Genomic DNA, 20103 nt, shown 5'->3' with positions numbered 1-20103 from the left:
CAGATGTCATCCACCATTACGCAACAGCGAATCAAGCCTTTTCTAAACGAAGATTTCCTGCTGGAAAATCAGGTCGCCTGTGCGCTGTACCACGACTACGCCAAGGTACAACCCATCATCGACTACCATAACCACCTGCCACCGGATGCCATCGCCAAAGATGCACAGTTTGCCAATATCACCAAGGTTTGGCTGGACGGAGACCACTACAAATGGCGGGCCATGCGGACCCTCGGCGTGGATGAGCGCTTTATCACCGGTGATGCGCCGGACCGGGAGAAGTTCCGGGCCTGGGCAAAAACCGTGCCCTACACCATGCGCAACCCGCTTTACCACTGGACCCACCTGGAGCTGCAGCGCTACTTCGGGGTGACCGACCTGCTCCATCCGGATGTGGCAGATGAAATCTACGATACCACCACTCAACAGTTGCAACAGGCTTCCCACAGCGCCCGTGGATTGCTCAGGCAGCAAAACGTAGAGCTGGTCTGCACTACGGATGACCCCGTGGACGACCTGGCTCACCACGAGCAAATGGCAGACGCTGACGGTGATTTGCGCATGCTGCCGGCCTTCCGCCCCGATAAAGCCATCCTGATTGAAAAAACAACCTTTAACGACTATATCAACCAACTGGAAGCGGTTGCGGGTGCAGATATTCAGACCCTGGATCAGCTGATGTCTGTGCTCGAATCACGCATTCAGTATTTCCACGACCGGGGCTGCCGCCTGGCCGATCATGGGCTGGAGTGCGTGGATGCAGTGGAGTGGACGATGGCAGAAGCCCGGCAGGCTTTTGCCGGCAAACGTGCCGGCAGGGAGGTGTCTGCGGAGGCTTGCGCCAAATACCGTACGGCCGTGCTGACCGAACTGGGCAAGCTCTATCATCAGAAGGGATGGGTGTGGCAACTGCACCTGGGCGCCCTGCGCAACAACAGTTCCCGGATGATGCAACAACTGGGGCCGGACACGGGCTTCGACAGCATGGGCGACTGGAAGCAGGCGCAGGGGCTGTCCCGCCTGTTTGATACCCTGGACCGCGATGATCAGTTGCCCCGGACTATTCTCTACAACCTCAATCCGGCGGATAATGAAATCTTTGCCACGATGTCGGGGAACTTCAACGATGGCAGCGTGCGCGGAAAGATGCAGTTTGGCTCCGGCTGGTGGTTCCTTGATCAGAAAGACGGTATGGAAAAGCAGATGAATGCACTGTCCAACCTTGGTCTGCTCAGCTGCTTCATCGGCATGCTCACAGATAGCCGCAGCTTCTTGTCCTTCCCACGCCACGAATACTTCCGGCGCATCCTTTGCAACCTGATTGGCAGGGATGTCCACAACGGACAATTGCCCAATGACGTCGAGTGGCTGGGCAAAATCGTAGCGGATATCTGCTACCACAATGCGAAAAATTACTTTAAATTTTAAAGTTGCTAAATCAAATGAAAAAGATCGTCACCTTTGGTGAAATCATGCTGCGCCTGACGCCTCCCGGCTACCGGCGCTTGTCTCAGGCCAGTTCCTTTGAAGTGATCTACGGTGGTGGAGAGTCGAATGTGGCCGTTTCTCTGGCCAATTACGGGCTCCCGACTGAGTTTGTCACCCGACTGCCGGACAATGATATTGGGGAGTGTGCCCTGATGGAAATGCGTAAGCGCAATGTAGGCACGCAGCATATTGCCCGCGGAGGTGAACGGCTGGGCGTTTATTTTCTGGAAATTGGTGCGGTGGCCCGCGGCAGCAAGGTGGTCTACGACCGGGCTCACTCCGGTATGGCTACTATCGAAAAAGGCATGATTGACTGGGAAACAGTCTTTCAGGATGCGCAGTGGTTCCACTGGACCGGCATCACCCCGGCCATCTCTCAGGGCGCGGCCGATGCCTGCCTGGAAGCCGTACAGGCGGCCAACCGCATGGGCATTATGGTCTCTACAGACCTGAATTACAGAAAAAACTTATGGAAATACGGCAAAAAGCCCGCTGAGGTCATGCCCGACCTGGTGGCAGGCTGTGATGTCATCCTGGGCAACGAGGAAGATGCCGAAAAACACTTTGGAATCGAGCCCGAAGGCGTGGACGTCACTAAAGGGGATACCATTGATGCACAGGCATATACCTCGGTTTGCCAGCAGCTGATGGAGCGTTTCCCACGGTGCAAAAAAGCGATTATTACCCTGCGGGGCTCTATTAGCGCCTCCCACAATACCTGGTCTGGTGTGCTGTACGATGGGAAAACCCTCTTCGAAGCGCCGACTTACCAAATTACGGATATCGTGGACCGCGTAGGTGGTGGCGACAGCTTTATGGGCGGCCTGATTTACGGGTTGCTGACGTATCCGGATGATGATCAGCGGGCGCTCGACTTCGCGGTAGCGGCCTCCTGCCTTAAGCATACCATTTATGGAGATGCGAACCTGGTGACGGTAGAGGAGGTCGAAAAACTGATGCAGGGAGATGCCTCCGGGCGGGTGAGCCGCTAAGCGGAAAAGAATTATGTTTCATACACTACTTTGGTTGTTTGGTTGCGCCCCGTGCGCGACCAAACTCTTTTGTAAGTGACGAAAAAAAACAAACCTTTCATGGCCAGATATTCAAGAATTGAAGTAGCAGTGACGATGGCAGAGACCGGCCTGGTGCCTCTGTTCTACCATAAGGACACCGAGTTGTGCAAAAAGGTGCTCAAAGCCTGCTACGATGGCGGTGCCCGCATACTGGAATTCACCAACCGGGGCGACTTCGCCCATGAGGTTTTTCAGGAGCTCAATAAATATGCCCTTAAGGAATTGCCGGGCATGATGCTGGGCGTGGGCTCGGTGACGGACGCCGGCACCGCCAGTTTGTACCTGCAACTGGGCGCGAACTTTGTCGTCACCCCGGTACTACGGGAAGATATTGCCATCGTTTGCAACCGGCGGAAGGTCCTCTGGTCGCCCGGCTGTGGCAGCCTTACGGAGATTGCAAGGGCGGAAGAACTGGGGGCTGAGATTGTAAAGGTTTTCCCGGGCAGCACCCTCGGGCCGGGCTTTGTGAAAGCCATCAAAGGCCCCTGCCCCTGGACCAGCATTATGCCTACCGGTGGCGTCTCGCCCGATCCGGACAACCTAAAGTCCTGGTTTGATGCCGGGGTGACCTGCGTGGGCATGGGCTCCAAGCTGATTACCCAATCGGTGCTCAAACGCGGGGACTTTGACCAACTGACCGCCGATGTCAGGGCCACCCTCGACACCATTCAGGAAGTAAAGCCGAAGCAGACATGAAGCTATTCCTCCAATTAATACTACTCCCGGTTGCGTTGATCTTTATTAGTGGTTGTAGCCAGCAAGACGCCGTGACCGCCATCAAACTGGCGCATGGGCTGGATATTTCCCATCCTGTACACAAGGGCATGGTCTATTTTGCTGAGCAGGTTGCAGAGCGGTCCAACGGGCAGATGCGCATCGACATTTACCCCAGTGGCCAACTGGGCTCCGAGCGGCAGTGCCTGGAGTTGCTGCAGATTGGCAGCCTGGGCATGACAAAAGTATCGGCTGCGGTTTTGGAGAATTTTGCGCCCCGGATGAAGGTGCTCGGCCTGCCTTATCTGTTCCGGGACGACGAACATGCCTGGGCGGTCTTAAACGGCCCTATCGGCAAAGGCCTTCTGCTGGAAGCCCAGAACTACTGGCTCCGGGGTGTTTGTTTTTACGACGCCGGCAGCCGGAGTTTCTATACCAAAGACCGTCCTATTAATTCGCCGGATGACCTCGATGGGCTGAAGGTCCGCGTGATGAACAGTCAGACCGCCATGCAAATGGTCAAGGCACTGGGCGGCGCCCCTACCCCAATTTCCTTTGGTGAATTGTACACTGCACTGCAGCAGGGCGTAGTGGACGGAGCGGAGAATAACCCGCCCAGCTTTTATACTTCCCGCCACTATGAGGTTTGCAAGTACTACTCCATTGATGAGCACAGCACCGTACCCGATGTGATGCTGATCGGCACCAATACCTGGGAGCGCCTGACCGCACAGGAACAAACCTGGCTGCAGGAAGCAGCGGATGCTTCCGTAGAATACCAGCGGAAAGTCTGGGCCGCCTCAGAGCAGGAAGCCCTTGATGCGGTCAAAGCCGCGGGTGTGCAAATCAACTACCCCGATAAGTCTCCCTTTGCAGCACGCGTGGAAGACATCTACGAGCGCTACAAGGATGACGCCGAAATTTACGAACTGATTCAGCAAATTCAAGCCGTACAGTAATGCGAAACAACATCAATAAGTATGTAGGCTATTTCCTGGCCTTGCTCATGGCTGTCATGACCGTAGATGTGCTTTGGGGGGTCTTCACCCGATACATTATGGGCTCGCAAAGCCCCTGGACAGAGGAGCTGGCCCGCTTTCTGCTGATCTGGATCGGGTTGCTGGGCGCAGCTTATGTAGCCGGGCAAAATCAGCACCTGGCTATTGATATCCTGCCGGAACGACTGGAAGGCGCAGCTAAACAGCGGCTGCAGTGGGCCATCCGCCTGCTGGTGGCAGGCTTTGCCGCCACGGTTTTGGTGGCTGGTGGGGCGCGTCTGGTCTACATCACCTACAAGCTCGGGCAATATTCAGCTGCCCTGCAGGTGCCGCTTTCTGTGGTCTACAGCGTTGTCCCTGTGAGCGGGCTGCTCATCATCTATTACAAACTCGCTGAGCGCGGTGCCCCAACCGAAGCTCAGGCCTAAATACACCCTATGGAAGTCCTTATTCTGGTCTTATCCTTTCTGATTTTGCTGGGCATTGGGGTTCCCATTGCCTGGAGTATTGGTATTTCCAGCCTGTTCACCATGCTGGTGAGCATACCGGCTATGCCGGCTTTCACTACTGTGGCTCAGCGTATGGCCACAGGGCTCGACAGCTTTGCCCTGCTGGCTATCCCGTTTTTTATCCTCGCCGGACAGCTGATGAACCGGGGCGGGATTGCCCGAAGGCTAATTGATTTTGCCAAGACTCTGGTGGGCTCCCTGCCCGGGGGGCTGGCACATGTGAATATCATTGCTGCTATGCTCTTTGGGGCGATCTCCGGCTCAGCTGTAGCTGCGGCCTCTGCCATTGGTGGTTTTATGGGCAAGCGTATGGAAGATGAGGGCTATGACAAATCCTTTGGTGCGGCTGTGAATATCACTTCGGCGACCACAGGCATGACGATTCCGCCCAGTAATATCCTGATTGTTTATTCCCTGGCCAGCGGAGGGGCTTCGATTGCGGCACTTTTCCTGGCCGGGTACCTGCCGGGAATCCTCACCGGTCTGTTCCTCATGATTGTCGCTGGGGTCTGGGCCAAACGGAAAGGCTACCCCGTGGGCGAACGGAGTCAGCTGCGGGAAGTTGCCCGGACTTTTCTGGATGCCCTGCCCAGCTTACTACTATTGGTTATTGTAATCGGGGGAATTGTGGTGGGTGTTTTTACAGCAACTGAGGCTTCTGCCGTGGCAGTCCTGTACTGCCTTGTCCTGGGCTTCTGGTACCGGGAGTTTAAGGTAACTGACATGCCGGACATTCTGCTGCACGCGGTCAGTACCACAGCGATTGTGATGCTGCTTATTGGTACATCCATGAGCATGTCCTGGATTATGGCATTTGAGAATATCCCCCAGCAGATTACCGCACTGCTGCTATCGGTGAGCGACAGCCCGGTGGTGATCCTCCTGATTATCAATTTGATCCTGCTGTTTGTGGGCGTATTTATGGACATGACGCCGGCGGTGCTCATCTTCACGCCCATCTTCCTGCCGGTGGTGCAGGAAATGGGTATGGACCCGGTCCACTTCGGGATCATCATGGTACTGAACCTCTCGATTGGGCTGTGCACGCCTCCGGTGGGGTCGGTGTTGTTTGTGGGCGTCGGTGTAGCCGGCACAAGCATTCAGAAAGTCGTCAAACCACTGCTGCCGCTGTTTATTGCCATGATTGTGGCCCTGCTCATTGTCACCTATGTACCGGGGCTGTCCCTGTGGCTGCCCGAAGTATTTGGCTACTAAAAAAACTAAAATGCACGACCCGTTTTTGATCATCCATCCGAAAGATAATGTGGGCGTCGCCCTGCGTGACCTCGCTGAAGCCCAACAACTGGATACCCCCACAGGGCCAGTTAAGCTGGCAGAACCCATTGCCGCCAAGCACAAATTCACCCTGCAGCCACTATCAGCCGGCGAAGCAGTATATATGTACGGTGTACTTGTGGGTAAGGCTACCCGGGATATTCCTGCGGGTGGGAAAATCACAACGGAAAACCTGGTACACGCTGCCGAAGCATTCACCATGGCAGAACGTTCGGCCGAATGGGAAAAACCGGACATTTCCCGCTTTGAAGGGCGGACCTTCCGGGGATTCCACCGGGAAGACGGGCGGGTCGGCACCCGTAATTTCTGGCTGGTCATTCCGCTGGTTTTTTGTGAAAACCGAAACATACAGGTCATACGGGAAGCTATGACGGCAGAACTGGGCTACGTAACGGAGCGTCAGTTTGCCGTAGACACCCGCCGCCTCGTGGAAGCCTACCGGTCGGGGGCCAGTGAAGCCGCTCTGCTGCAGGAGGAGATCATCCGGGAAGGGGCTGCCCTGAAGGAAGACCGGGTGTTTCCTCAGGTGGATGGCATTAAGTTTCTGACGCATCAGGCAGGCTGTGGTGGTACACGGGAGGATGCAACAGCACTCTGTCAGTTGCTGGCTGGCTACATTGCCCACCCCAATGTAGCCGGTGCAACGGTGTTGAGCCTGGGTTGTCAGCATGCACAGGCCGCGCACCTCCGGGAAGCCCTGCAACGCATTGCGCCTCATTACAACCGCCCGCTTTTTATCCTTGAGCAACAGCAAAGTCAGTCCGAACGGCACTTCATAGCCGAAGCCGTTAAGCAAACTTTCGTGGGCCTGATTCAGGCTAACAAAGCCCGGCGGGAGCCCGCACCGTTGAGTAAACTCACCCTTGGGCTGGAGTGCGGCGGCTCAGACGGCTTCTCCGGTATTTCTGCCAATCCGGCGCTTGGGCATGCCTCAGATATCCTGGTAGCCCTGGGCGGTACCGCTATTCTGTCTGAATTTCCGGAACTGAACGGTGTGGAACAGGAGCTGCTGAACCGCTGCCGGGATGAGCAGACCGCACAAAAGTTTTACGACCTTATGCAAACCTACGCCCGCCGGGCAGCAGAGGTGGGGTCCGGTTTTGATATGAACCCCTCACCGGGCAATATCCGGGATGGGTTGATCACAGACGCGATCAAGTCCGCAGGGGCAGCGAAGAAAGGAGGCTCCTCACCGGTCACAGCGGTGCTCGACTATACGGAGCAGGCGGTCACTCCAGGCCTAAACCTGCTTTGCACGCCCGGTAATGATGTGGAAAGCACCACCGGCCTGGCTGGCTCCGGAGCGAATATCATTGTATTTACCACCGGGCTGGGCACCCCCACCGGCAACCCCGTAGCGCCCACCCTCAAAATGTCTACAAATACGGCACTAGCCAGGCGTATGCCTGACCTGATCGATATCGATGCGGGCACCATCATCACCGGTGAAGACAACCTGGTGTCAAAAGGCGAAGCCCTGCTGGAGCTCATCATCGAGGTAGCCAACGGGGAAACAGACCCGAAAGCCATGCAGCTGCAACAGGACGACTTTATCCCCTGGAAGCGGGGCGTTTCATTGTAAATTTCTCTAGCAGCCTGTCGGAGAGGCGCTCAATGGTCTGCGAACGGCAAATATTATTCTGCACTTCGTTGCTCATCAGTCACGTAGCTCAGGCTATGTTCCTTCTTCGCGCCTTGTTCAGAACAATATTTGCTCGCTCTCGCCGCATCAGCACATCTCCGACAGGCTGCTAGTAGCCCAGGATTTTCAGCATAGCTTCCGGGCTTTGCTCCGCCTGATAGAGCTCGTCCACGAGATTCCCCTGATCGTCCTTGTACACCAAAATATGCTTGGGCGAAGGGATCAGGCAATGCTTAATGCCACCGTACCCGCTGATCGAATCCTGATAGGCTCCGGTGTGGAAGAAGCCCAGGTAAAGCGGCTCCTCATCGGTGGAAGAGAAGGCCGGCAGGTAAACCTGGCTTTCGTGCACCTCAGAGTTGTAGTAGTCGGAATTGTCGCAGCTCAGCCCTCCGATGTTTACCCGTCGGTAGTCGTTGTACCATTTGTTGATGGGCAGGAGGATGAACCGCTCGCTGATGCCCCAGGTGTCGGGCAGCGTAGTCATGAGGGAGTTGTCGATCATGTACCACATCTCGGAATCGTTCTGTAGCTTTTGACCGAGGACAGAGAAGATGGTCGCGCCGCTCTCCCCTACCGTATACTTCCCAAATTCGGTGAAGATATCCGGCTCCGGGATTTCCTCTTCCTCGCAGGCCTGTGAAATGAGGCCTACGATTTCCTTGACCATGTATTTGTAATCGAACTCAAAGCCCAGAGAATTGCGGATGGGCATTCCCCCACCGATATTGATAGCTTTGAGGTCCTGACTGTTGCGCTTCAGCTCGCAGTACAATTTGATGGCTTTCTTCAGTTCGCCCCAGTAGTAAAGGGAGTCCTTGATGCCCGTGTCCACAAAAAAGTGGAGCATTTTGAGCTGGAACTTATCGTTGTTCTTAACGCGTTCCTCAAAAAAGCGCAGGACGTCCGCGTGCCGGATGCCGAGGCGGGAGGTGTAAAACTCAAAGTTGGGCTCCTCTTCTGTAGCCACGCGCAGGCCGATCTTGCAAACCCCTTTCACATGCTGCTCGTAGAAATCCAGCTCTGCCATATTATCGCAAACCGGGATCACATTCTCAAAGCCATCATTAATAAGGGCGGCGATGCGCTCCAGGTAGCCCCGGGTTTTAAAGCCATTGCATACGATGGTGGTTTCCTTCTGTAGCCTGCCCCTCTTGTGCAGGCGGCGGATGAGGTCAATATCAAATGCCGAGGACGTTTCTATCTCCACGCCATGCCGCAGCACTTCATTGAGCACATGGCTGAAGTGGCTGCTTTTGGTACAGTAGCAGTAGTGATACTTGCCGCGGTAGCCCATTGCCTTCATAGCCCGGGTAAACATATTCCGGGCTTTTTTGATCTGTGAGCCAATCTTGGGCAGATACGTCAGCTTGAGCGGCGTGCCGTATTTCTGAATGAGGTAACGAAGCGGGACCCCGTTGAATAACAGGTTGCCATCTTCCAGATCAAAGCCCTCCTGCGGGAAGTAGAAGGTCTGATCGATGAGGTCAAAGTATCGGTTGGTTGCAGCCAATGCTTCTGGTTTAATGATAATTGGACAAAAAACAGCGCAAAATTAGTCGACTTGCGCCAATATGGAAGCGTGAAAGCCTATTAATTGTTTTCAAAGCCAAACTAATATTCGGAGATTAGTCAGGGCGCTCCGGAAAGTTGCCCGAAAAATAATACTTTTGGGCAAAATCAGACGATATGGACCACCCAGACGCACTACGGCAGGTTGCTGCCTTTCACCGTACTTTTAAGCACCCCATAGAGCCTCAGCCCACTATTCCGGATGAAACCCGCTGCAGGCTCCGGGTCAGCCTGCTGGCAGAAGAAGTCAGGGAGCTGGAACAGGCTATAGCTGACCGCGACCTTACGGAAATCGCCGATGCGCTTTGTGACATTCAGTACGTACTTTCGGGAGCCATCCTGGAATTTGGGCTGGCGGATAAGTTCAAAGCCCTGTTTGAGGAGGTGCAGCGTTCAAATATGAGCAAGGCCTGCAGCACCCGGGAGGAAGCGGAGCAGACGATGGCCTACTATAAAACCGAGCGTGGCTTCGACAGCTATGTCGTGGAGGAAGACGGGCGCTTTCTGGTCTACCGGAAGGAAGACAACAAGACCCTGAAGTCCGTTGCCTATTCTCCCGCTGACTTGCATGCTATATTAAGCCGTTAAATTTTGTTCACCCAGCTCAGCAGGTCCTTCATATCAAAAGGCTTGGTCAGATAAGCAATCGCTCCAAGGCTTTGCCCTCTGGCAATATCCGTTTTCTGAGCCGCTGCAGACAGGAAGATAAAGGGAATGTCTTTAAGCGCGTCGTCCTGATTGGCGCGTTCTTTAATTTCGAATCCGTTGAGTAACGGCATTTTCACATCGCAGATGACGAGGTCCGGCTGTTCCGCCTGCAGGAAAGCCCAGCCCTCCTGCCCGTTGGTTGCCACCACTACATCATGGCCACTTAGTTCCAGGTACTCGGCGAGGTTTTCCCGGATCGTAGGCGTGTCTTCTACCAGCAATATTTTCTTCATTGAACTCCTTTGTGGCCAAATTGAAAAATGGAAGTATGCCCCTGTGGCTATTGCTCACTGGGGCTGGCTAAAACGCTCAAAAAAAGGCGTCGGAGTTCTGCTCGCGTCGGATTGGTTTTACCGTCAAAAAAGACCTTGCCGTTCACAATAATGGCAGGTATGGAACTGACGCCTGATGCCAGGATCGTCTCTACATCCATGACCTGTTCTATCGGAGCAGTCAGGTCCAGCTCCCGGACAATGTCTTCCAGCTGCCGGAAAAGCTGCCGGTGCCGACTGTTGCCCAAGCCTAGTACTAATATCTTATTCATGCTCCTTCGGTTTTTAATCTGGCAGCAAGGTGCACAAAAAGGCCGTACGGTACTTATGACATAAGTCAGGCAGGTATTTGAATTATATCAGCCTGCCCCCTTCGGCAAGCTTGATTCCGGACACCGCCACCGACAACAGTTTCTGATATAAAATGCTCCGGTATTGGCTTTTTACCCGCAGGCGTTTATATTTACGCACCGGTAACGCTTAACCATAAATGTCAGATATACCCAATCATAATCAACCTTCCCTGCCTTCGCCCCTGCTGTTTGAGCGCTTTATGAGCCAGCAAATCAGTGGCCTGGCTACCGTACGCCCGGATGGGAGCATCCTTGGCGTAGATGCCTCTGCTGCCCGTATTCTCGGGGTGGACGCCCAATCCGTGAAGGATAAAAATATCCGCGATTTCATACCTGCTCTGGATATCCCTGAAGTCTTTTCGGTGCAGGAACAACATGGACTTACCACCATACAGCACAAAGATGGCGCTCATTCTGTTGCCTTTACCCTCAGGGGCGGATGGGAAAAAGAACAAGGCCTTTATTTTCTTGTCCTTCATCTTCGTGACTCCCTGACCAAAGGACTGGACCTCTACCGCCATATGTTTGAGTGGATCCCTACAGGGCTCTTGGTTTATAACGTGGACCAGCAAAAGCCGCTCACCTGCAATCAGCGGCTGCTCGACCTTATACAGGTGGCCTCAGAAGAAGAGGTGCTGCGCCCGGACAGCCTCCTGAGCCAAAAACTTAAAACCCGGCTCTCGGGTATCCGCCTGGACGAAGAGCAGTCCTTTCAGGTCAACCTGAAACCCCCTGATGGCTACCCGGTCTGCCTGAAAGCGACCACAAGCCTTATCCCTGCATTGGACGAGAGCATCATCCTGGTCCTCCTGCAGGATATCACCCAGCAAAATGTAAATGCACGCGCCCTCAAGGAGAGCCGGAATACCCTGGAAGCCATTATTGGAAATGCTGTAGACGGCATCATCATCATTGATAACAGGGGCCGGATTCAGATGACCAACGAGGCCACTAGCCTGCTTTTCGGTTACGGCGCTGAAGAAATGCTGGGCCAAAACATCAATATGCTCATGCCAGAGCCCCACCGCAGTGCCCACGATGGCTACCTGCAAAACTATATGGCTACCGGCGAAGGGCAAATTATCGGCGTGGGCCGGGAGGTACAGGGAAAACGCAAAAACGGTGAACTCTTCCCATTCAGGCTTGGGGTCAGCCGCATTGAAACAGAGGTCGGACTGCTGTTTACCGGCGTTATCCACGACCTTACCGAAGAACATAAGGCCAAAGAAGAAATCATCAACCTTAACCGGGAGCTGGAGCAAAAAGTCGAAGAACGAACGGAAAAGCTGACCGAGGTGGTCAACAAACTCCTTCAGTCCAACCTCAAGCTGGAGGAACAAATTAAGGAAAGACGAGCTGCAGAGGAAGCCCTGAAACAAAACGAAGAGGAATTGCGCAAAGCCCTCGAACGGGAAAAAGAACTGAGCGAACTCAAATCGCGATTCGTCTCTATGGCTTCACACGAATTCCGTACGCCCCTTACGACCATTGCCTCTTCCTCTGAACTGATCAAGCTATACACGGATACTGCCCAACAGCCCAAACGCGAAAAACACCTGCGCCGTATTCAGTCTGCCGTGACTAACCTGACCGGCATACTGGGCGATTTCCTTTCCCTGAGCAAACTGGAAGAGGGTAAAATCAGCAACGTACCTTCTCCGGTCAGCCTGCCGGAATTGCTCGAAGAGTCCGTTGATGATGTGCATGTCCTTTTGAAAAAAGAACAAAGCGTAGTCCGGGACTTTGAGGGCCTGGACGAGGAAGTGATGATCGATAAAAAAATCCTCAAAAATATCATGCTCAACCTCCTGTCGAATGCCATCAAATACTCCGATCCCGGCACGACTGTGTGGCTGACAGCCCGGCTTGAACAGGGTACCCTTAAAGTCCGGGTGCGGGACGAGGGCATCGGCATCCCGGAGAGCGACCAAAAACACTTGTTCAGCCGCTTCTTCCGGGCCGATAATGCCGTCAATATACAGGGTACCGGGCTGGGCCTGAATATCGTGCACCGTTATCTGGAGCTCCTGGGTGGCAGCATCGATTTTGAAAGCGTAGAAGGCAAGGGCACTACTTTTTTCTTTGAAGTGCCCATAGACGATTAGTCACTCAGTTCATTCGCTTTTTCAATGAGATCCAGCAATTCCTGCCGGTACCCGCCCGGGTCGTAGGTCATTGCGCCGGAGCACCAGTCATAAATCTGATCATAGCTGGTCTGCCCTTTGTATTCTGAATCCCGCATCAGCAGCCCAAAACTGGCTACCCCGGCCGCAAACCGCATATGCTCGGAGGCTTGATCAAAGGACGCATTTTGATCGGGGATCTCTAAGGACATCAGTTGGCTGACGTCCGAAGTGAGGTCTTTGTATCGGAATTCAATGGTGAAAGCAGGTACGCCAAAGCTGCTCCCACCGCCACCGGCCGGCTTAATTTCGTAAAGTGCTGTAATGGCTTGCCCGGAACCGATCTCCCCTCCGTCTGCCTCATCGTCTTCAAAGTCTTCGTTGTCGAGCAAACGGTTTTCGTACCCAATCAAACGGTAGGCTTCCACCAGATTTGTGTTGAAGGTGACCTGGACTTTAACATCCCTGGCTACTGTGTAGAGCTTGCCGAGCTCTTCCACCAGGACTTTCTCCGCCTGTTGCTGATTGTCGATGTATTCGTAAGTGCCATTGCCGTTATTGGCGATTTGCTCCATGAGCTGATCGTTCAAATTGCCGGTACCGAAGCCCAGGACGGTAAGGAAAACGCCCTGCTCCCGCTTCTCTTCAATGAGTTGTACCAATTCCTCTGTACTCGATGGCCCCACATTGAAATCGCCATCGGTAGCCAGTATTACCCGGTTATTGCCTTCTTCAATGTAGTTTTCCAGGGCAATTTCGTAAGCTGTATTGATGCCATCAGCGCCCGCAGTGCTGCCACCGGAGGTCAGCCCTTCGATGGCGTTGATAATTGTCTCGGTCTGATCCCCTGCCGTGGAAGGCAAAGCCACCCCTGCCTGTCCGGCATAGGTAACAATAGCGACCCGGTCTTCCGCAGTAAGCTCCTGTGCCAGCAGCTTGAAGGCTTCCTGCAAAAGTGGCAGTTTTCTTACGCTGCCCATAGAGCCCGAAACGTCAATCAGAAAAACCAGGTTGGAAGGCGGGATATCTTCTTCTTCAATAGTCTGCCCCTTTATGCCAATGCGGATTAGTTTATGGGCCGGCGCCCAGGGGCAACGACTGACTTCTCCGTTTAGCCCAATCGGGTGCGGGCCCTCAGGCTGAGGGTAGTCGTAGTCGAAGTAATTGATGAGCTCCTCGGTGCGCAGAGCATCCGGGGGCGGCATAATGCCATCGTTCAGAAAACGGCGGGCATTGCTGTAGGAAGCGCCGTCTGCATCGATGGAAAAAGTGGAAGTGGGCTCGTCGGCAGTGGCGATAAAGGGGTTTTCAATGATTTCGGCGTACTGCTCTCCCGTCACATCATAATTAATGTAGGGCCCTCCTGCTCCGTTAATACCGTTTACAAGGGTACTGTCGCTGTACCGCCCGGGCTCATCGCTTTCGTCTAAGGAGCAACCCAAAAGCAGGGCGGTGGTCAGAAATAATACAAGATACTTATGCATAATGGTTTCGGTTTAGTTTGCTGTTGATGAATTGCCTCGCAGCCTATGGCCTGAAACGCCCCTTGCGGTACTTAAGGCAGGCCATCAGTAACAGGTATATGGTGTTAGTCGTATGCCCGGCCCAAAAGGGTTGGGTTGTTGGTCCAAAAGCGTGCCACTTTCAGCGAAAACCTTTTTTTGTTGACCGATTGTTCTGTAATTTACACTTCTTTCAAACCCGGCACCATGAAGTGGAAAGACATCGACTATAAAGAAGAGGCAGAGCAATTCCGGTATACGGTAGTAAGTTTTCCGGCTGCCGTGCGGTTTATTCTCAAAGAGCGTGTGTGGGAAGGATTCTGGACTTATGGCTGGTTTTCCCGTATCCTTACTTTCGTGGCTATCCTTGTAGGGCTCAATATGATTGGCGATGCCCTGGAATTCTTCGAAGGCTTCAACGAGAATGCCATAGCGCTGTCTTTTTCCGGAGTGACCTCTTTTGCCCAAAATCTTTACGACAACAGTATCGGCTTTCTGACGGACAGCGGTAGCCGCTTCCTGATGCTGGTGTTACTGGAAGTCATCATTTTCCATGCCTCCCGTCAGACGCTCCGGCTTATTGCAGGCAGGGACAGCAAGGCCGCATTTGGCGATTTTCTAAATGCGCAGATCCGTATGCTGATCGTCAGTGGATTTGCCTGGCTAATGACACTGCTCGTGGCCATACCGGTCAAGATTTTCTTCGGGGTTTTTGAATTCCTGGACTTCCTGAAACCGGGATTTCTTTTTGTGATTGAGGCCTTCTTCCTTGGCTTTTCGGTAGTGGACAACTATCAGGAACAGTACGGCCTGAGCATAAATGAAAGCTTTAAACAAGCCAAAGAGAACCTGGGCATCAACCTCGCAATCGGCATCGTAGTCCGGTTGCTTTTCTGGGTGCCGGTACTGGGCCCGGTGGTCGCCCCGCTCATTGCAGCTGTAGCCGCAACCATTGTCATGCATGAAGAATGTGATTTGGAATCGAAAGTCCCCTTGTCAGAAGAGGTGGAAGCAGTAGCATAAGCAAGCCGCAGCGGATGCTTACAGGCGGGCGGGGTAAGCAAATGCATAGGTCTTTTCGGCAGATTTCCTTATTTTTCGCCGAAACATCAAAAGATAAATCATGAAGCTCAATCCAATCCTGATTATCCTGTTCGCCTTTCTGCTGGCTCTGCCTGCGGGCGCTCAGGTAGACCTCATCAACAAGGTAAAAGATAATCAAAGTGAAAATGCCAAAGCCGGCTTCCAGTGGACACCTGTGGTGGACCTGGAGCGCACCTCTGTGAAAAATCAGGGCGCATCCGGCACCTGTTGGAGCTACAGCTCTAACTCCTTTCTGGAGTCCGAAATGATCCGCATGGGCAAAGAACCGGTAGACCTGGCGGAGATGTTCACCGTGCGCAATACCTACGAAGAAAAAGCCGACCGCTATGTGCGCCTGCATGGCAACCTGAACTTCGGGCAGGGCGGTGCCTTGCCGGATGTGATCGATATGTACGGCAAGTACGGCGCTGTGCCTCAGTCTGCCTACGCCGGCCTGAACTACGGTTACGATTACAACCGCCACGGAGAAATGGAAGCCATTCTCAAGGGGATGCTTGATGCCGTCATTGCGAATAAGAACAAACGACTTTCTCCGGTCTGGAAAGAAGCCTACAATAAGGTCCTGGATGTTTACCTGGGCGAACACCCGGAGTCGTTTGAGTACATGGGCAAGACCTACACCCCGAAGTCCTTTGCAGAGGAAGTTGTGGGCGTAGAGGCCGGGGACTATGTGCAGGTCACAAGCTGGTCTCACCACCCTCTATACGAAAAGTGTGTCATACTGGTACCGGACAACTGGACCTACGGGGAGTCGTACAACGTGGCTATGGAAGACATGATCACGATTATTGACCACGCCCTGAAGAATGGGTACTCCATTTCCTGGGCAGCAGATGTAAGCGAGAAGTACTTCTCCTGGAAGAATGGTATTGCGTTTGTGCCCGAGCAGGATTACGCCGATATGGCTGCCGAAGAGCGGGAACAACTCTTCAATGGCCCTAAGCCGGAAGCTGCAATAACAGTGGAAATGCGTCAGGAAGCTTACGACAACTATACCACCACGGATGACCACGGCATGCAGATTGTGGGCATCTCCAAAGATCAAAACGGCAAGGAGTGGTACCTCGTGAAGAACTCCTGGGGCACGGGCAATGATTATGAAGGTTATCTGTACGTGAGCAAAAACTACGTGCGCTACAAGACCCTGTCGTTCCTGCTCCATAAGGAAGGTATACCGGCAAGCCTGCGCAAAAAGCTTAGCATGTAAGCGCCATACGGGTTACCTGTAACGGATAATATGCCCCTGCACCTTACTTCAGAGTGGGTGTGGGGGCATAGCTTTTACAGTGGGTTGGAATCGAGTAGGAGAAAGTTAACCCACCATTTATACCTACGGATACCGCAAAGGTGGTGCGGTTAACTTTCGTCCTCTCACACCACCGGACGTACGGGCCTCGTATCACGGCGGTTCATTGAAGTTTCACGACGAAAGGTATACATTTCTGTTATGGGAACGTATCCTTTCTGTTTCAGACGTTTACAGGTCAGGGTTGTTTGCAGGATGGGACTGTGGGCTGTTCGCCAGTATCCTTTGCGGGTGTTGCCCCACTCATAGGATTTCTGTTGGCTAACTCCAAGTTTGCGTAGCGATCTTATCCGTGTGCGCACTCGCTTCCACTGTTTCCAGATACACATCCGTAGCCGTGCCTGTGTCCACTCCTCTATCCGCCGCAGCTGCCCTTTGGCATCTGCATGGCCAAAGTAGTTGATCCAACCTCGGGTTATCTGTGACAGCTTGGCTATCCGTTCGCCCATACTCATCGGCCAGCTCCGGCTTGTCACTCTCCTGATTTTATATTTCAGGCGGGTGTAGGATTTCCCACTTATGCGGGGGCGTATTTCGCCCCCTTTACCGTGCCAAAATCCAAAGCCTAACAGTTGTCCACTGCTCGGACGGCGGATGCCGCTCTTGTCCTTGTTTACCCGCAGTTTCAGCCGGTCTTCTATCCATTGGCATATCCCTGACAACACTCGCTCGGCAGCCCGATGGCTGCCTACAAAGATACTGATGTCGTCCGCGTAGCGTACAAATCGAAGCCCCCGCTTTTCCAGCTCCTTGTCCAATTCGTCTAGTACGATATTCGACAGGGCCGGACTTAGCGGGCCGCCTTGCGGCGTACCTTCCGTGCTCGCCCGTTTCACCCCGTTTTCCATAACCCCGCAGGTCAGGTAGCGGCGAATCAGGCGCAGTACTTCTTTGTCTTCTATCCGTTTACTCAGGCGGCTCATCAGACGGTCATGGTTTACCCGGTCAAAGAACTTCTCCAAGTCGATTTCCACGATGTACGTCAATCCGTCGTTCAGATAGGTTACCGCCTGTTCCAGCGCATCATGCGCATTGCGCCCTTTCCTGAACCCATAACTCGTAGCTGAAAACTCCCCGTCGTAGTACTTGTCCAGCTCCTGCGCTATGCTTTGTTGGAGCATCCGGTCTATTACGGTCGGTATCCCCAATTCCCTCGTCCCGCCGCTTGACTTCGGTATTTCTACCCGTCTTACTGCTTCGGGGCGGTACATCCCTGAACGCACTGTGGATTGCAAAAACTGCCATTCCTTCACCAAGTAGGGATACAAATCCTCCGCGCGCATCCCGTCTATGCCGGGTGCGCCGCCGTTTCGCATTACCTGTTGGCACGCTGACAAGAGGTTGCGTTCATTCACGATGCTTTCTACTGTAACCATTCGTCCTTGTCGCTTTGCGCCTGTCCTCGATGCAGCACTCGGCTCAACTCTCTTGCCTTACCTTCGGGTTCCGCCCTATATTCCAGCAAGAGCCCGCCTCAAAAAAAAACGGGTTGGCTGTCGTCTTAGCCTTCGTGCTAACCTTACAGTTCCGACGCTGTTCTCCAATGTTCGGCCCTTCCCTGAAAAAAAAGTTCAGGTCCTATGGCCTCTGCTGACTTCTGCCGCCTTATGCATCAGTATTCGCGCATACCTCCGCCTCCGGCTGTCACAGATCTCCCCAGGTAAGAACACAGACCTTCATCCCATGTACCTGCCGCATTTACCACCTGAGATTCCGGGCAGCGGTTGGGCTTCGTTTTGTTATGCAAACTCACCCACCTCAAATGGCCTTCTATGCGATTTCTGTCCGTCAGGTCAGGATTTTGCCGCCAGCTTCCTTCAGATTCCACCTCACGGTGGACACCCTTGCTCTTGGCTAATACTCCTCGCTGCCAAGCGTATAGCGGACTTGCACCGCCGAGTCTGTGCCCATGCTGGGCACACATAAAAAACGGATGCACTGCGCAAGGCAGGCATCCGTGAATTAGCGGCTAAAATTATTTCATAGTGTCTGCTGGAGTTCTTAGGTTTAAGTAGTATTGTTCAGCTCCAGATCGTTGTTGGCCTCGCCGCTAAGCAGGCAGAATACTTCTTGGTGCAGCCCCTTACCCGTAGGCAGGACTGACTTTTACCGGCATGGCACGCATGCGCGGGCACTGTAGCTACAGCACAACAGCTGCAGCTTCAGTTTTAACTAGTAGCAGGTGGATTATAATTTGCGTAAAACAACAGCCCGTCAATTGGCACAGGGGAATTACATCTCAGGCTGTAAGCGCTGTAGTGTTGGGTTTTAGGCGCTTTTTCCGCAAAATCAAGGGTGTATAGTCTATTACAGGAGGCTAAATGAATAGCCTTTAAGTGTCGTAGGTAAAGGGAATGGCTTTGAAGCCGGTGAGTTTTTGTGTAGTGTACTATCGTTTGGGTCGTTAAGACAACTGTAAAGTTAAATAAAAAAAATCCAAATAAGAAAATATTTTTTGGCCGAAATGCCCGGGCTAAATCCACTTTTTTAAAACCGTAGTAAATTCGGAAAGGAGCGGTCGCCTAAAAAAAGAAAACGGAGTAAGCTAAGAATCTGCACTTTTTGTTCCGAGCCTACCTCTACTGACCATGCCTTTGTTGTCCAGCTCAGACAAGCGGCTATTGATAATCAGGCAATTATCTTTGTACAGGCATTGAATTAAAGCTATTTTTGTAATAGCTTTGCACCTTAGTGTAAACCAAACACTATCAAAAAACTTATAACCATGCTTAAGAAACAGTATCTGAAAACTAAGCCAGCCTGCAAGGTAACCTTCAGCCTGCCTGCCCACGCCGTAAACGGCGCTAAGGAAGTAAAACTTCTCGGTGACTTCAACAACTGGAGCCCGGAGTCTGCTACAAAAATGAAAGCCGCGAAGGACGAGTACAAAGCCGTACTCGAGCTGGAAACCGGCCGTCAGTACCAGTTCCGCTACCTGATTGACGAAGCGTACTGGGAAAATGACCATCAGGCTGACGGGTACATCCCTTCTCCTTACTTTGGCATCGAAAACTCTGTAGTAGTGCTGGAAGAACAGCCTAAGGCGGCTCCTGCCAAAGCTGAAAAAGCGGCGCCTGCCAAAAAAGCGGCACCGGTAAAAGTGGCAGCCAAGAAGGCAGCACCTGCCAAAAAAGCGGCGCCTAAGAAAACTGCAGCAAAGAAGACAGCAACCGATGACCTCAAAAAAATTGAAGGCATTGGCCCTAAAATCGCTACCCTGCTGGCCGAAGCAGGCATCAAGACATTCAAGGACCTCGCCACTGCAAAAAAGGCAAAAGTCCAGGAAGTACTGAACACAGCTGGCCCTCGCTACAAAATGCACGATCCGGCAACCTGGATGGAGCAGGCCAAACTGGCGAACGCTGGCGAATGGGAAAAACTGGAGCTGCTTCAAAAGGAGCTCAAAGGCGGAAAGCGCACCAAAAAGTAACTTCCCGCAGTAT

17 protein-coding genes are annotated in these 20103 nt (G+C 53.1%); 12 read left to right on the top strand and 5 right to left on the bottom strand.

The window, feature by feature from the left end:
- Positions 1-3: 3 nt before the first annotated feature.
- The 7 genes from uxaC (at position 4) to ACO08I_RS27870 (ending at position 7660) form a co-directional block, all read left to right on the top strand.
- Complete coding sequence (gene uxaC, locus ACO08I_RS27900) at positions 4-1428, top strand: glucuronate isomerase (RefSeq protein WP_421947772.1); 1425 nt, start codon at positions 4-6, stop codon at positions 1426-1428.
- Between the two features lie 14 nt (positions 1429-1442).
- Positions 1443-2480 (top strand): PfkB family carbohydrate kinase, encoded by a 1038-nt coding sequence (locus ACO08I_RS27895; RefSeq protein ID WP_421947771.1) that lies wholly within the window; start codon positions 1443-1445, stop codon positions 2478-2480.
- Between the two features lie 99 nt (positions 2481-2579).
- Positions 2580-3257 carry a bifunctional 4-hydroxy-2-oxoglutarate aldolase/2-dehydro-3-deoxy-phosphogluconate aldolase gene (locus ACO08I_RS27890; RefSeq protein WP_282775327.1) on the top strand — a complete coding sequence of 226 codons (678 nt, stop codon included), beginning with the start codon at positions 2580-2582 and terminating at the stop codon, positions 3255-3257.
- Complete coding sequence (locus ACO08I_RS27885) at positions 3254-4234, top strand: TRAP transporter substrate-binding protein (protein WP_421947770.1); 981 nt, start codon at positions 3254-3256, stop codon at positions 4232-4234. The genes ACO08I_RS27890 and ACO08I_RS27885 overlap by 4 nt, the downstream gene beginning before the upstream one ends.
- Positions 4234-4701 carry a TRAP transporter small permease gene (locus tag ACO08I_RS27880; protein WP_282775325.1) on the top strand — a complete coding sequence of 156 codons (468 nt, stop codon included), beginning with the start codon at positions 4234-4236 and terminating at the stop codon, positions 4699-4701. The genes ACO08I_RS27885 and ACO08I_RS27880 overlap by 1 nt, the downstream gene beginning before the upstream one ends.
- Before the next feature lie 9 nt (positions 4702-4710).
- The gene (locus ACO08I_RS27875) at positions 4711-5997 is read left to right on the top strand and encodes a TRAP transporter large permease (protein ID WP_282775324.1); all 1287 of its coding nucleotides are present in this window, start codon (positions 4711-4713) and stop codon (positions 5995-5997) included.
- A 10-nt stretch (positions 5998-6007) separates the two neighbouring features.
- The gene (locus tag ACO08I_RS27870) at positions 6008-7660 is read left to right on the top strand and encodes a UxaA family hydrolase (RefSeq protein ID WP_421947769.1); all 1653 of its coding nucleotides are present in this window, start codon (positions 6008-6010) and stop codon (positions 7658-7660) included.
- A gap of 169 nt (positions 7661-7829) precedes the next feature.
- Here the strand turns inward: ACO08I_RS27870 and ACO08I_RS27865 are convergent, their stop codons facing one another.
- Positions 7830-9233, bottom strand: a complete 1404-nt coding sequence (locus ACO08I_RS27865; RefSeq protein ID WP_421947768.1) for an arginine decarboxylase — start codon at positions 9231-9233, stop codon at positions 7830-7832.
- Between the two features lie 176 nt (positions 9234-9409).
- On the opposite strand from ACO08I_RS27865, the gene ACO08I_RS27860 reads away from it, so the two are divergent.
- On the top strand, positions 9410-9880 hold the full coding sequence (locus ACO08I_RS27860) for a nucleoside triphosphate pyrophosphohydrolase family protein (RefSeq protein ID WP_282775321.1): 471 nt from the start codon (positions 9410-9412) through the stop codon (positions 9878-9880).
- On the opposite strand, the gene ACO08I_RS27855 is transcribed toward ACO08I_RS27860, so the two are convergent.
- Entirely contained in the window at positions 9877-10233 is a 357-nt protein-coding gene (locus ACO08I_RS27855) for a response regulator (RefSeq protein WP_282775320.1), read from the bottom strand. The genes ACO08I_RS27860 and ACO08I_RS27855 overlap by 4 nt on opposite strands.
- A gap of 47 nt (positions 10234-10280) precedes the next feature.
- A complete protein-coding gene (locus tag ACO08I_RS27850) occupies positions 10281-10544 on the bottom strand; it encodes a thioredoxin family protein (protein WP_282775319.1) in 264 nt (87 codons plus the stop codon).
- Positions 10545-10762: 218 nt separating this feature from the next.
- Here ACO08I_RS27850 and ACO08I_RS27845 point away from each other — a divergent pair, with 218 nt between their 5' ends.
- Positions 10763-12730, top strand: coding sequence for a PAS domain S-box protein (locus ACO08I_RS27845; protein WP_421947767.1), 1968 nt, complete (start codon positions 10763-10765; stop codon positions 12728-12730).
- Here the strand turns inward: ACO08I_RS27845 and ACO08I_RS27840 are convergent.
- Positions 12727-14232 (bottom strand): vWA domain-containing protein, encoded by a 1506-nt coding sequence (locus ACO08I_RS27840; protein ID WP_421947766.1) that lies wholly within the window; start codon positions 14230-14232, stop codon positions 12727-12729. The two genes, ACO08I_RS27845 and ACO08I_RS27840, sit on opposite strands and share 4 nt — an antisense overlap.
- A 225-nt stretch (positions 14233-14457) precedes the next feature.
- On the opposite strand from ACO08I_RS27840, the gene ACO08I_RS27835 reads away from it, so the two are divergent.
- Both ACO08I_RS27835 and ACO08I_RS27830 read left to right on the top strand, forming a co-directional pair.
- Positions 14458-15273 (top strand): hypothetical protein, encoded by an 816-nt coding sequence (locus ACO08I_RS27835; protein ID WP_282775316.1) that lies wholly within the window; start codon positions 14458-14460, stop codon positions 15271-15273.
- 100 nt (positions 15274-15373) lie between these two features.
- On the top strand, positions 15374-16561 hold the full coding sequence (locus tag ACO08I_RS27830) for an aminopeptidase C (RefSeq protein ID WP_044224278.1): 1188 nt from the start codon (positions 15374-15376) through the stop codon (positions 16559-16561).
- A 164-nt stretch (positions 16562-16725) separates the two neighbouring features.
- Here ACO08I_RS27830 and ltrA read toward each other — a convergent pair whose 3' ends face one another.
- A complete protein-coding gene (gene ltrA, locus ACO08I_RS27825) occupies positions 16726-18036 on the bottom strand; it encodes a group II intron reverse transcriptase/maturase (RefSeq protein WP_421947765.1) in 1311 nt (436 codons plus the stop codon).
- A gap of 1349 nt (positions 18037-19385) precedes the next feature.
- Between ltrA and ACO08I_RS27820 the strand changes: the two genes are divergently transcribed.
- Complete coding sequence (locus ACO08I_RS27820) at positions 19386-20090, top strand: helix-hairpin-helix domain-containing protein (RefSeq protein ID WP_282773772.1); 705 nt, start codon at positions 19386-19388, stop codon at positions 20088-20090.
- Positions 20091-20103 lie beyond the last annotated feature (13 nt).

Origin of the sequence: Phaeodactylibacter xiamenensis, assembly GCF_965229835.1 — a bacterium.
GTDB classification, from domain to species: Bacteria; Bacteroidota; Bacteroidia; order Chitinophagales; family Saprospiraceae; genus Phaeodactylibacter; species Phaeodactylibacter xiamenensis.
This window is presented reverse-complemented; position numbering and strand designations above follow the sequence as displayed.